Source organism: Hyphomonas beringensis (genome assembly GCF_000682755.1).
GTDB classification, from domain to species: Bacteria; Pseudomonadota; Alphaproteobacteria; order Caulobacterales; family Hyphomonadaceae; genus Hyphomonas; species Hyphomonas beringensis.
Genome location: NZ_AWFF01000032.1, coordinates 74,375 through 86,884, shown reverse-complemented (window position 1 = coordinate 86,884; position 12,510 = coordinate 74,375). Strand labels below are relative to the sequence as shown.

The 12,510-nt window shown below is 60.2% G+C and carries 11 protein-coding genes; 10 read left to right on the top strand and 1 reads right to left on the bottom strand.

From position 1 onward, the window contains the following. Nucleotides 1-15 precede the first annotated feature (15 nt). Both HY29_RS07130 and HY29_RS07125 read left to right on the top strand, forming a co-directional pair. Complete coding sequence (locus HY29_RS07130) at nucleotides 16-888, top strand: 4-(cytidine 5'-diphospho)-2-C-methyl-D-erythritol kinase (protein ID WP_034794750.1); 873 nt, start codon at nucleotides 16-18, stop codon at nucleotides 886-888. After that, on the top strand, nucleotides 885-1,952 hold the full coding sequence (locus HY29_RS07125; RefSeq protein WP_034794748.1) for an MraY family glycosyltransferase: 1,068 nt from the start codon (nucleotides 885-887) through the stop codon (nucleotides 1,950-1,952). The genes HY29_RS07130 and HY29_RS07125 overlap by 4 nt, the downstream gene beginning before the upstream one ends. Here the strand turns inward: HY29_RS07125 and HY29_RS07120 are convergent. Further along, entirely contained in the window at nucleotides 1,936-2,892 is a 957-nt protein-coding gene (locus HY29_RS07120) for a polyprenyl synthetase family protein (RefSeq protein ID WP_081811285.1), read from the bottom strand. The two genes, HY29_RS07125 and HY29_RS07120, sit on opposite strands and share 17 nt — an antisense overlap. A 221-nt stretch (nucleotides 2,893-3,113) precedes the next feature. Between HY29_RS07120 and HY29_RS07115 the strand changes: the two genes are divergently transcribed. The 8 genes from HY29_RS07115 to HY29_RS07085 all read left to right on the top strand — a co-directional run bounded on the left by HY29_RS07115 (nucleotide 3,114) and on the right by HY29_RS07085 (nucleotide 12,443). Beyond that, the gene (locus HY29_RS07115; RefSeq protein ID WP_051601231.1) at nucleotides 3,114-3,599 is read left to right on the top strand and encodes a CC0125/CC1285 family lipoprotein; all 486 of its coding nucleotides are present in this window, start codon (nucleotides 3,114-3,116) and stop codon (nucleotides 3,597-3,599) included. After that, nucleotides 3,599-3,805, top strand: coding sequence for a putative signal transducing protein (locus tag HY29_RS07110; RefSeq protein WP_034794742.1), 207 nt, complete (start codon nucleotides 3,599-3,601; stop codon nucleotides 3,803-3,805). The genes HY29_RS07115 and HY29_RS07110 overlap by 1 nt, the downstream gene beginning before the upstream one ends. Then, entirely contained in the window at nucleotides 3,805-4,533 is a 729-nt protein-coding gene (locus HY29_RS07105; protein WP_051601230.1) for a tRNA1(Val) (adenine(37)-N6)-methyltransferase, read from the top strand. The genes HY29_RS07110 and HY29_RS07105 overlap by 1 nt, the downstream gene beginning before the upstream one ends. 77 nt (nucleotides 4,534-4,610) lie before the next feature. Continuing rightward, nucleotides 4,611-4,748, top strand: a complete 138-nt coding sequence (locus HY29_RS19170; protein WP_155838238.1) for a hypothetical protein — start codon at nucleotides 4,611-4,613, stop codon at nucleotides 4,746-4,748. Between the two features lie 73 nt (nucleotides 4,749-4,821). After that, nucleotides 4,822-5,724, top strand: coding sequence for a glycine--tRNA ligase subunit alpha (locus HY29_RS07100; protein ID WP_034794740.1), 903 nt, complete (start codon nucleotides 4,822-4,824; stop codon nucleotides 5,722-5,724). Between the two features lie 54 nt (nucleotides 5,725-5,778). Then, nucleotides 5,779-8,001 carry a glycine--tRNA ligase subunit beta gene (gene glyS, locus HY29_RS07095; RefSeq protein ID WP_034794737.1) on the top strand — a complete coding sequence of 741 codons (2,223 nt, stop codon included), beginning with the start codon at nucleotides 5,779-5,781 and terminating at the stop codon, nucleotides 7,999-8,001. A gap of 202 nt (nucleotides 8,002-8,203) precedes the next feature. Next, nucleotides 8,204-10,897, top strand: a complete 2,694-nt coding sequence (gene ppdK, locus HY29_RS07090; protein ID WP_034795143.1) for a pyruvate, phosphate dikinase — start codon at nucleotides 8,204-8,206, stop codon at nucleotides 10,895-10,897. A 424-nt stretch (nucleotides 10,898-11,321) separates the two neighbouring features. Next, entirely contained in the window at nucleotides 11,322-12,443 is a 1,122-nt protein-coding gene (locus HY29_RS07085) for a cell wall hydrolase (RefSeq protein WP_051601229.1), read from the top strand. The last annotated feature ends 67 nt before the right edge of the window (nucleotides 12,444-12,510 follow it).

The window sequence follows — 12,510 nt, the reverse complement described above, 5'->3', positions numbered from 1 at the left end:
GGCGGTCATCACGGCATGCTGACATCGCGCGCGCCCGCCAAGGTGAACCTCTATTTGCATGTTGGTCCCGTTCAACCGAATGGGCGGCACCCTTTGGATTCTCTGGTTGTCTTTGCAGGCTCGGAAGCGGCTGATCTTGTGACGGCGGAGGCGGCTGAAGACCTGTCTCTTATCGTATCCGGTCCGCGCGGCGAGGAGCTTGAGGCTGACGCCAGAAATCTGGTTCTTCGGGCCGCCGAAGCGCTGAATGCAGCAGGCGGAACGCAACATGGTGCGCGCCTTAATCTGGAAAAACATCTGCCTGTCGCTGCAGGAATTGGCGGCGGGTCAGCAGACGCTGGCGCTGCGCTGCGCCTGCTGACGGAGCTGTGGCAAGTCGATGCCGCTCTGGTGCAGGAAATTGCACCGCGTCTGGGCGGGGATGTACCGGTCGCGCTGATTGGGTGCACCGCGCTGATGCAAGGCGAAGGTGAACGGGTCAGACCTGTCAGCGGTTTGCCGAAATTGCCCGCCATCCTGGTAAACCCGGGGCTGGACTGCCCCACCGGGCCGATTTTCAGGGCCTATGATGAGGCGGGCGGTGGTGCCGGCTTTCAGGAAATCTCAAGCCTGCCAGAGTTTGCGGATGCGCCAGGCCTTATCGACTGGCTTCAGCATCAAAGAAATGACCTTCAGGCGTCAGCCATTTCAAATGTGCCCGCCATAGCGGACGTTCTGGAAACGCTTTCCGGCCTTGAAGGCGCGCGTCTCGTGCGCATGAGCGGATCGGGCGCGACATGCTTTGCCCTGTTCGAGACAGAGGATGTCGCCCGGCGGGCGGAAACCTGGCTGCAGCAGAGCCAGCCGGACTGGTGGGTGCGGGCGACCATGCTGGGGGACGGGCGATGAACAATGCGCTGTCTCTATTCGCAGGTGCCACCGTCCTCTCCTTTCTACTGTGCGGGTTGGCGAAGTATCTGCCCTTGCTCGACGCGCCGGATGGCGGACGCAAGCAGCAGGCTGCGCCAGTTCCACGGACCGGCGGGCTCGGCATATTTTTGAGTCTCTCTATCGTCGTGGCGATTGGCGCTGTGTCTCTTGGCCTGTTTGACGGGACAAGCGTGGCTCCCTGGAAGGTCGTGGGCGTGTTCGCCCTGGTCATCACGCCCTTTCTGATCGGATTTGCGGATGACTGGCTTGGTCTTCGCGCCCTGACCAAGCTCTGTCTTCTGCTGGCTTGGGCCATTGCGGGGGCGAGCCCGTTTTTGCTGTCCGGCACGCTGGCGGGATTTGTCATCGGACTTTTTGCGATTGGCTGGCTGGTGGTGATTACCAATGCCGTGAACTTCATGGATGGCTCAAATGGTCTGGCAATCGGCTCTGCCGGCCTTATCGTGATTGGCCTGTTTCCGCTCTATGCGGTCATGATGATGTGCGACAATGGCTGCGGACCAGACCCCGTCGGCGGACTGGGCTTGCTGGCGCAGTTTGCTTTCTTCGGATCCGTCACCGGGTTTCTGTTCTGGAACATGCGCGGCGTACTTTATGCCGGGGATACCGGGTCGCTCGGGTCTGGCGGCCTGATCGGACTGATGACGCTGTATTACGTTTCAGCCACTCTGGATGGGCTGCGTGCAGTCTTGTTTGCCCTGACGCTCTGCCTGCCATTCCTGATCGATGTGCTGCTGACCCTGGTATGGCGGACAATGAAAGGCCGCAATCTGCTGGTGGCCCATACCGACCATGCCTATCAGCGCCTGAAGGCCAGAGGCTGGGGACATGTCACGGCGGCTCTGGTCTGGTGGGGCATGACGGCGCTGTGCATCGTGGCGGCAACCGCCGCACTTTTCTTCGACATCAAACCCGCAGGCAAGCTACCCGTAATGCAGGGTGTCGCTCTGGCAGGGCTTGCCGTGCTGGGGGCTGGGCTTTGGCTGTGGGAGCGGTCCCGGCGGATCAGTAAGCGCGGCTGACGCAGAAATCTGCAAGGTCGACCAGTGCTTCGCGATACGGGGTTTCCGGCAGGGTGCGCAGCGCGCTTTTTGCCAAGCCTGCATAGGCTTCGGCTTCCTGAACCGTGGCTTCGGCTGCACCGGTTGCGCGGATCAGATGAACAGCATGCGCCAGATCTGATTCTTCCTGCGTCTCCGGTTTCATGGCCTTGTCCCAGAACTCCCGGTCCTCATCAGAGCCCCGGCGCTTGGCGATGATCACCGGCAGGGTGATCTTGCATTCGCGGAAGTCATCACCGACGGACTTGCCGATAACGGATGTCGTGCCGCCATAGTCCAGCACGTCATCAATGATCTGGAAGGCGAGACCGAGATTCTTGCCATAGGTCGCCAACGCATTCGCGTACTTGTCGCCACCCGCTGACATCGCGCCGGTTTCGGCCGCTGCTTCAAACAGGGCGCCAGTCTTGGCTTCGACAATGGCCAGATAATCCTCGGTGGGCAGGTCGCCTGCCTGCATGGCGGCAAGCTGGCGGACTTCACCCTCGGCGATGATGGTAGAGGCTGTGGCCAGCCGGTTCAGGATGTCCAGGCTGTTGGCCTCGACCAGCAAATTGAAGGCGCGGGCGAACAGGAAGTCCCCCACCAGAATGGAGGCCTTGTTGCCCCAAATGGCTTTTGCGGCCGGCTTGCCGCGGCGCAGATCGCTTTCGTCGACGACATCGTCATGCAGAAGGGTGGCTGTGTGGATGAACTCCACCGCAGCGGCCAGGGCATGTGTCGCCGGGTTTGCCTTGCCCACCGCATGGGCGGCGATCAGCGTAATCAGCGGGCGCAACCGCTTGCCGCCTGCAGAGACGATATAACCGGACAGGTCAGGAATGATGGCCACCGGGCTTGCTGCCCGTTGGGCCAGCAGCGTCTCGACAGCCGTAAGGTCTTCGGACACGAGCGTTTGCATCCGCTCGACGATGGAGCCGATGGCCGCTTTGCCTTTTGGCTTGGGCGAAAGGGTCACGTTTGAAGGCTCCTGTCCTGAATGCCGTGTTTCCGGAAATATACTTAGGCGCGCCAGGCTTCAAGCTCGACGTGGCAGCGGGCCGCAGGTGACCTATATCTGTTATGGCAGGACAGCCTCGCCTGTGCGACAGTTAAAGCAAATGAGCCTTGGGAGTGAAACGTATGAGAATTCTGATTGGCCTGTCCGCCGCCCTGCTATTGGCAGCATGTACGACGACCACGCCTTATGGCCCTGCAGCCAAGACGGGCGCGGATGGATACACAACGCAACAGATTGAGAAAAATCGCTTCCAGATCGCCTATACTGACAGCGATCCGCAGCGCGCGCGGGACTATGCATTGCTGCGGGCTGCCGAGCTGACCCTGCTTGAAGGCGGTGACTGGTTCGAGATTGTTAGCGGCTATACTGATATGGCGCAGGAGCCGCGCAGCCGGTCTTCTGTCTCCATTGGTGGCGGCACAGGGTCCTATGGCCGTAGCAGCAGCGTCGGCGTAGGCGTCGGGATCGGCCTTCCGCTCGGCGGCAGTTCAGGCGGCACAGTTACTGAAGTGCTGGAAATTGTAACGGGCGTTGGCGAAAAGCCGGATAGCCCGAATGCCTATGATGCCCGCTCGGTCGAGATCAATCTTCGAAGTGCGATGCAATAATGGAAGAGGTTTTCCGGACCAATGACCTGGTCAAGCTGAGCTATATTGAACATCTGCTTCAGGAAGCCGGCATTCGATATTTCATCGCGGACCAGCATATTTCGGCAATCGAAGGCAATATCGGGGCGTTTCCGCGCCGGGTGATGGTGCCGGAAGAACTGAAGCTTCAGGCCGAGGCCGCGTTGGCAGAGGTTGAGCGCGGCTAGTGAGCGGCATTACCCAAGACACAGTCTATCAAGGGCGGGTGAAGCTGTTCCAGCCAGAGAAAGGGTTCCGCGCGGGGACCGATTCGCTGATGCTGGCCGCGGCCTTGCCGGAAAAGCCGAAAGGGCACGCCCTGGAGATTGGCTGTGGCTGTGGCGGCGCGCTGATGACGGCCGCTTTCCGTATGCCGGGGGTAAGCTTCACCGGAATAGATATTGATGACGGCATGGCCTCTCTCGCCAGACTGGCGGCTGAGGCCAACAGTTTTACAAACCGCGTAAGCGTCGAAACGGGCGATGCCGGCCTCTGGGTGCGGGGCAAGGAAAACCGTTTTGAGCTTGTCTTCTCCAATCCTCCCTATTTCCAGCCGGGACGCATCACCGCGCCGGGCGAGGGCAAACAGGCCGCCTATCTGGAATCGCTCAGCCTGGAGAGCTGGATCAAGGCGATGGCCTTTGCCGCGAAGCCGCGTGCACCTCTGGTCATGATCCACCGCGCGGCTGAGCTGGCGCGCATCCTGTCGGTTTTTGAGCGTCAGACCGGCGACATTACGGTTCTGCCCGTTGCATCCAAGCACGGTGAGGAGGCAAGGCGCGTGCTTGTGCGGGGCCGAAAGGGCCTCAAGCGCGGACCGGTCAGGCTGCTTGCACCGCTGGTCACGCACCAGGAAGATGGCACTGCAAGTAAGGCGTTGGACGATATTCGGCGCGGTCTGCCAATCGCCTGGTAGCGAATTGTCTTGGGCCCATGGCCGTTTGCGCGTATCCTTAAGCCTCTGAGGGTAGGGCGCTTGTAAAGGAGGTGGCCATGTTCGGTCTCTTGTTCTGGGCCTTTCTGATCTGTGGCGTCATTGTTGCCGCCCTGGGCCATGCCGGTTTTTACAAGGCTGTGACCGGGCGCGACACCGGATCAAATGATCATCAGGAATCCTGCGGTATGTTCTGATCGCATTGCCGCGCTTGCGTCACTCCGCGGCCAGCTGTAACCCCGCACGGAACCATCTTTCCGGATCAGAGCCATGACCGCACCCGAAGCGAAATCCAAACCAAAATCCTTTCAGGACATCATTCTGAGGCTGCAGAATTACTGGGCCAAGCAGGGCTGCGCGATCCTTCAGCCCTATGACATGGAAGTCGGCGCCGGCACGCTTCACCCGGCTACCGTGCTTCGCGCGCTTGGCCCAAAGGAATGGCGCGCCGCCTATGTGCAGCCGTCCCGCCGCCCGAAAGATGCGCGCTATGGCGAAAACCCGAACCGTCTTGGCCACTATTATCAGTATCAGGTGATCCTGAAACCGAACCCGGCCAATTTGCAGGACCTCTACCTTGAGAGCCTCTATGAGATCGGCATCGACCCGACCGTTCACGACATTCGCTTCGTGGAAGACGATTGGGAGAACCCTACCGTTGGCGCATGGGGCCTTGGCTGGGAAGTCTGGTGCGACGGGATGGAAGTCAGCCAGTACACTTATTTCCAGCAAGTTGGCGGCCTGGATGTATTCCCGGTGTCCGGCGAGCTGACCTATGGTCTCGAACGCCTCGCCATGTATGTGTTCGGCGTCGACAATGTCTACGATTTGCCATTCAACGATCCGGGCAGCGACGTGCCGCTGACCTATGGCGATGTGTTCCTTGAAAACGAGAAACAGCAATCGGCCTTCAATTTCGAACATTCCGATGTCGAGATGCTGAAGCGCTGGTTTGCCGATTGCGAAAACCAGTCCAACGCGCTGCGCGAAGCCGGCAAGCCGCTGCCAGCCTATGACTACGCCCTCAAAGCCTCCCACACCTTCAACCTGATCGACGCGCGCGGCGCCATCAGCCCGACCGAGCGTCAGGCCTATATCGCCCGCGTGCGAGACCTGGCCCGTGGCGCTGCCGCCCAATGGGCCGAACAGGAAGAGGCCCGGGCGGGCGCTTGACCCTCATACTTCACCCCATGATCCGAACACCGAATTCTCAGGCTGGACCCCATAATGGCTGAGCTGCTTCTTGAAATCTTCTCCGAGGAAATCCCCGCGCGCATGCAGGCGAAGGCCGAGAGTGATCTCGGCGCAGCGCTGGAAAAGGCGCTGGGCGAGGCGGGCCTCAGCTGGTCTGCGCTGGAGACGGCCTCCGGGCCGCGCCGCCTGACCGTGTTCGTTGACGGCCTGACGGAACGCTCCGCCGATGTAAAGGAAGAGCGCAAGGGCCCAAAGGTCGGCGCACCGGACAAGGCGATTGAAGGCTTCCTGCGCAGCGCAGGCCTTAGCGACATCAGCCAGGCCGAAGTGCGCTCCGATCCCAAGAAAGGCGATTTCTATGTCGCCGTGATCGAGACGCCGGGCCGCGACGCGAAAGACATCATCGCAGAGGCTGTGCCGGCCATCATTCGCGGTTTCCATTGGCCGAAATCCATGCGCTGGGGCAAGGGAGAGCTACGCTGGGTGCGTCCGTTACAGCGCATCACCTGCGTTCTGGACGGGCAGATCGTGCCGTTCGATGTCGATGGCCTTGCCAGCGGTAATGAGACGGAAGGCCATCGCGTGCATGGCCGTGGGCCCTACACGGTTACCAGTCGCAAGGATTATGAAGCCCAGCTGGGCGGTGCAGGCCATGTGAAGCTGACGCGCGATGAGCGCCGTCAGGTGATCCTGGAGGGCATCGAAAAAGTCTGTGCTGAGGCAGGCCTCGAATGGATCGAAGACAAGGGCCTTCTGGAAGAGGTCGTCGGCCTCGCCGAATGGCCGGTCGTTGTGCTCGGCAATATGGACCCGGATTTCCTGGCCCTGCCACCGGAAGTGATCCAGCTGTCCATGCGCACGCACCAGAAATACTTCGCCGTGAACGACAAGAAGACCGGCAAGCTTGCACCGAACTTCATCGTCGTGGCGAACATTGACGCGGCCGATGGCGGCAAGAAGCTGGCCGAGGGGAACTCCCGCGTCCTCTCCGCCCGTCTCGATGATGCGCGTTTCTTCTGGGATCTCGACAAGGCGAAGCCGCTGGAAGAGATGGCCGAAAAGCTGTCCACGATTGCCTTCAAGAACCTCGGCAGTGTGCGCGACAAGGTGGAACGGGTCGCGGCGCTGGCCCGCGAACTCGCCCCGAAAGTCGGTGCTGATCCGGACTTGGCCGAACGCGCTGCGCGCCTTGCCAAGGCAGACCTCGTGTCAGAAATGGTTGGCGAGTTTCCGGAACTGCAGGGCATGATGGGCCGCTATTATGCGCTGGAAGCGGGTGAACCGGCTGCCGTCGCTGACGCGATCCGTGACCACTACAAGCCGCAGGGCCCAAGCGACTCCGTGCCGACCAATTCGGTGGGCATCGCTGTCGCCCTCGCCGATAAGCTAGACACGCTGGTCGGCTTCTGGGCGATTGATGAGAAACCGACCGGTTCGAAAGACCCGTTCGCCTTGCGCCGCGCGGCGCTTGGTGTGGTACGAATCCTTTTGGAAAATGCGGTGAGGTTGCCACTCCGATCAGACTTTCTTAGGGCTGCCTCTATTACGAATTATCTTTTGTCACGTGAAACCGAGCGCAAAGCTTATATCGAAGCCCATCGGGAGTTGCTATCGCTCTATCGCGATGGCCAGATATCCGAGCGGACATTTTATGAGGTATCAGGCCCATTGGCGGTGAAGTACCCGGTGGCCGAAAATGACTGGTTTTCGCAAGTTGAATTCGTTCACGAAGACCTCCTCTCCTTCTTCGCTGACCGCCTGAAGCAATACCTCCGCGACCAGGGGCAGCGGCATGATCTGATCGATGCCGTGTTCGCGCTCGGTGAGGATGATCTGGTGCTGATCACCCGCCGCGTCGAAGCATTGGGCGCGTTCCTTGATACCGAAGACGGCGCAAACCTGCTCGCAGGCTACAAGCGCGCGGCGAACATCCTGCGCGCGGAAGAGAAGAAGGGCGAGCTGCCTGAAGACCTCTCCGTCAATGCGGGCCTGATCGCCAAGGGCCCGGCTGAGGAGCAGGCCCTCGCCAAAGCGCTGACCGAGGTTCAGGCCGCCATCGAAGGCCCGCTTGAAGCAGAAGACTTCACCGGCGCCATGGCCGAGCTGGCCAGACTGCGCGGTCCGGTCGATGCCTTCTTTGAGGCCGTGATGGTGAATGATGACGATGCCGCCGTGCGGGCGAATCGTCTGGCTCTGCTCACACAGATCCGCGACACGCTGCACCGCGTGGCGGATTTCTCCAGGATTGACGGCTGATCTGGGTTAAGCCCGTGTCGGTGCTGTCCCACTGTGGAACGGCGCTTTTGCCCGCAATAGCGCCAATGTGTCACAAACAACGTTGTCACACCACCAGTGCCCTTTCGGACACTGGCCAATGGCGCTGCAATGCAGCATAGGAATTGCAAATCACCCCGGGGTAATCTCAGGGGACACTGACATGTATCGGAAGGCAGAATTCATGGGTGAAGCAGCACTTAAGACCGCAGACGAAACCTGGGTGTATGCTTTTGGTGGCGGCAGCGCAGATGGCGACGCTTCAATGAAGAACTTGCTGGGTGGCAAGGGCGCAAACCTCGCGGAAATGGCGAAGCTTGGCCTGCCGGTTCCACCCGGGTTCACGATCACCACGGCTGTGTGCACGGCATATTACGAGCTTGACCGGAAGTATCCGGACACGCTGGAAGCGCAGGTGGATATCGCGCTGGAAGCTATCGAGAAAGAAACCGGCAAGGGCTTTGGCGATCCGGAAAACCCGCTGCTCGTCTCCGTGCGTTCTGGCGCCCGCGCCTCCATGCCGGGCATGATGGATACGGTCCTGAACCTCGGCCTGAATGAGACGGCCGCCGCAGGCCTTGCCAAAAAGGCCGGCGATCGGTTCGCCTATGATTCCTATCGCCGCTTCATCCAGATGTACTCAAACGTCGTGCTGAACATCAGCCATGACGAGTTCGAGCACATTCTGGACGATTATAAAGACCGTCAGGGCTATGATCTCGACACCGAGATGACAGCCGATGACTGGAAGAAGATCATCACGCTCTACAAATCCGCGGTTCAGCACAATCTTGGCCGCCCGTTCCCGGATGATCCGAAGGAACAGCTGTGGGGCGCCATCACCGCCGTCTTCGGCTCATGGATGAATGACCGCGCGATCACTTATCGCAAGCTGAACGACATTCCGGAGGAATGGGGCACGGCTGTGAACGTTCAGGCCATGGTGTTCGGCAATCTGGGCGAAACCTCCGCTACCGGCGTGGCCTTTACACGTGACCCGTCCAATGGCGACCCGGTCTTCTATGGCGAATATCTGATCAATGCGCAGGGCGAAGACGTTGTGGCGGGTATCCGCACGCCAGCGCCGATCTCCCGTGAACGGGCTGACAAGCTCGGCTCTGAAGATGCGCCGCTCGAAGAGGCGATGCCGGAAGTCTACACCCAGCTGCGCGATGTCGCGAACACGCTGGAGCAACACTACAAGGATATGCAGGATCTGGAGTTCACGGTCGAAGATGGCCGCCTCTACATGCTGCAGACCCGTAACGGCAAACGGACGGCGGCTGCCGCGCTCAAGATCGCCGTCGACATGGCCCGCGAAGGCCTGGTGACGGAAGAGGAGGCCGTGCTGCGCCTGGAGCCGTCTCAGCTGGACCAGCTGCTGCACCCGACCATTTCCGAAGAGGCTGCTCGTGATGTGATCATCACCGGTCTGCCAGCCAGCCCCGGCGCAGCCGTCGGCAAGGTTGTATTCGAATCCGATGAGGCCTGGGATCTGGCCGAGAAAGGCGAAGACGTCATTCTCGTGCGGATCGAGACCAGCCCGGAAGACATCAAGGGCATGCACGCTTCCCGCGCCATCGTTACGGCGCGCGGCGGCATGACCAGCCACGCCGCCGTTGTTGCGCGCGGCATGGGCCGTCCTTGCGTCTGTGGTGCCGGTGGCCTTCAGATCGACAGCAAGAATGGCGTGTTCCGCGTCATGGGCCGTGAAGTGAAAAAGGGTGAGATCATCACCGTGGACGGCGCGACCGGCCAGGTCATGCTCGGCGCTGTAGAGATGGTTCAGCCAGACCTCTCCGGCGATTTCGGCCTGCTGATGGAATGGGCTGACAAGGCCCGGAAGCTGAAAGTTCGTGCCAACGCGGAAACCCCGCTCGACACCCGCACCGCGGTTGAATTCGGCGCTGAAGGCGTCGGCCTCTGCCGCACGGAGCATATGTTCTTCGATGCAGAGCGCATCCCGGAAGTGCGCGCCATGATCCTGGCGGAGAACGAATCTGGTCGCCGCGCCGCGCTGAACAAGTTGCTGCCGATGCAGCGCAGCGACTTTGAGGAGATCTTCCGCATTCTGGAAGACCGCCCGGCCACGATCCGCCTTCTGGATCCGCCGCTTCACGAATTCCTGCCTCACACCGATGAGGACATGGAAGACGTGGCCAAGGCCTCCGGTGTCAGCGTTGACGTGCTGCGCCAGCGCGCCGGGGAGCTTCACGAGAGCAACCCGATGCTTGGCCACCGTGGCTGCCGCCTGGGCATCACCTATCCTGAAATCTACGAGATGCAGGCCCGTGCCATCTTTGAAGCCGCTGTGAAGGTGGCCGGAGAGACAGGCCGCAAGCCGATCCCGGAAGTTATGATCCCGCTGGTGGCGACCCATAAGGAACTCGCCATTCTGAAGGCTGTGGTAGATGATGTGGCCAAGTCTGTCTTCGAAGAGACGGGCGTGACGCTGGACTATATGGTCGGCACGATGATCGAGCTGCCCCGCGCCGCACTGCAGGCTGGTGAGATTGCAAAGTCAGCCGAGTTCTTCTCCTTCGGGACAAACGACCTCACCCAGACCACGCTGGGCATCTCCCGCGATGATGCCGGGCGCTTCCTGAAGGTCTATGAGGACAAGGGAATCTACGAAAAAGACCCCTTCGTCACGCTGGATCAGGTGGGCGTGGGTGAGCTGGTTCGCACCGCTGCTGAGCGCGGCCGCAGCACCCGTCCGGGCATCAAGCTGGGCATTTGCGGGGAGCATGGCGGCGATCCGGCATCCATTAATTTTTGCCACCTCACAGGCCTCGATTATGTGTCCTGTTCGCCGTACCGGGTGCCGATTGCGCGTCTCGCAGCGGCACATGCGGCCCTCAAGGAGTCGCACAAATAGGTAGCTTGGCGCTCGAATCGGCATCATTTGGGTGTTGTATTTTGACCACAGGGGTGTTTTTGCACCGCGTCAAAATTCGTGAAAATTGAGGAAATATTCCTCTAAAATACAATAGTTTGGGCGCCATCTCATGAGATGGCGCCTTTATTTATGAAATTCGCGTAATGCCATTCTGACAGAAATGTCACTCCCCGAACTGGCGAGCTTCTTGCTACTTAGCGAATGGGGTGCATATCCCCAGTCAGAACGGGATGAAAAAATCATCCCATAAATTAACAAGTCAAACCAAAAACACCCGGGTCAAAGTGACGGAATATATCGTCTGCCGGGGGATTGGGGAGCGGTGATGTTAAGGGTTCTTCAACCACGAAGGGCGACGCTGTCGTCAATGCGTGGGCTCCAAGGGCAGCTCAAGCGTTGGTGGATGGCTATGACGAACGAAGAGCAGCGAGATATAATCGTGCGGGGTGCGACCATTGCGGTCTGCGCCGTCGCCGCGACTGTAACCTTGCCGGTTCTGGGCGACGTTCAGCTCGAAAAGCGGGCTGAGGCGGATTTCCGGGCCGAAGCGATGCGTCTTGCCTCAATCGAAGACGGCGGTGTCACGGTCCGTACGGACCCGCACACCCCGCGCCTGCTTGATTCCCCGTGGATCCGCACGGTGGAATACACGCTGAAGCGCGACACGGACTCCTCCATGAGCCGTTACGCCATGCGCGACCGTGATGGCGCCGCGCTGTCTTCTCTGGTGTCTTTCCGTCCGGAGCACATCAAGCGCGCCGAAAAGATCAATACCGAGGCCGATTGCCTGGCCAAGGCCGTTTATTATGAGGCTGGCACCGAATCTCTCGAAGGCCAGCTGGCGGTTGCCGAAGTCATCAAGAATCGTGTGCGTGATCATCGCTATCCTGACAGCGTCTGTGATGTTGTCTTCCAGGGGGCAACGCGCACAACCGGCTGTCAGTTCACTTTTACCTGCGATGGCGCGCTGAATCGTCAGCCACGTGGCCGCAACTGGGAAAGCGCCCAGAAGGTTGCCGCGCACGTCATGATGAACCTCAATGAGCAGCGTACAGGTGGGGCCACCCACTATCACGCGACTTATGTGGACCCGATCTGGAGCGCTGGCCTGATCAAGACCGACAAGATCGGCCTGCACGTCTTCTATCGCTTCCCACGGGGATCTGAGTGGGCGAAAGTGCGCCGCAACTACAATAACAAACGCGAACAGGTCATCATGGCCGCAGAAGACAAGAATGCGGCGGCTACGTCTGTCATCCGCACGGTCTCTGCAGACAAGCAAGACACCAAGATTGCCGGCGTAGATGCCGCGACAATTGCCCCGGCGACGGTCACGACCTCGACCCGCACCATCACCAATGGTGCGCCGCGCCTGACGACTGTTCGCGCGTCCGCGAATGCTACGTCTGATGTGCCGGTGTCTGAAAAGCTGCCGCCTAAGGATTCTGTTGCGGCCTATACTGCTGCCCAGGCCGAGAAGGCTGCCCTGTCTCCGGGCTCTAGTGCTTATGGCGGCATGAACTAGCTTCGCGCCGCGCCGCGAGCCTCAAAAAAGGCCGCCGATGACTGTCATCGGCGGCCTTTTTGTTTTC

Bases quoted from the DNA above. Each gene is read 5' to 3' on its own strand.
- HY29_RS07130 (WP_034794750.1), top strand. From the start codon at position 16: ATGCTGACATCGCGCGCGCCCGCCAAGGTGAACCTCTATTTGCATGTT.
- HY29_RS07125 (WP_034794748.1), top strand. From the start codon at position 885: ATGAACAATGCGCTGTCTCTATTCGCAGGTGCCACCGTCCTCTCCTTT.
- HY29_RS07120 (WP_081811285.1), bottom strand. From the start codon at position 2,892: ATGCAAACGCTCGTGTCCGAAGACCTTACGGCTGTCGAGACGCTGCTG.
- HY29_RS07115 (WP_051601231.1), top strand. From the start codon at position 3,114: ATGAGAATTCTGATTGGCCTGTCCGCCGCCCTGCTATTGGCAGCATGT.
- HY29_RS07110 (WP_034794742.1), top strand. From the start codon at position 3,599: ATGGAAGAGGTTTTCCGGACCAATGACCTGGTCAAGCTGAGCTATATT.
- HY29_RS19170 (WP_155838238.1), top strand. From the start codon at position 4,611: ATGTTCGGTCTCTTGTTCTGGGCCTTTCTGATCTGTGGCGTCATTGTT.
- HY29_RS07100 (WP_034794740.1), top strand. From the start codon at position 4,822: ATGACCGCACCCGAAGCGAAATCCAAACCAAAATCCTTTCAGGACATC.
- glyS (WP_034794737.1), top strand. From the start codon at position 5,779: ATGGCTGAGCTGCTTCTTGAAATCTTCTCCGAGGAAATCCCCGCGCGC.
- ppdK (WP_034795143.1), top strand. From the start codon at position 8,204: ATGGGTGAAGCAGCACTTAAGACCGCAGACGAAACCTGGGTGTATGCT.
- HY29_RS07085 (WP_051601229.1), top strand. From the start codon at position 11,322: ATGGCTATGACGAACGAAGAGCAGCGAGATATAATCGTGCGGGGTGCG.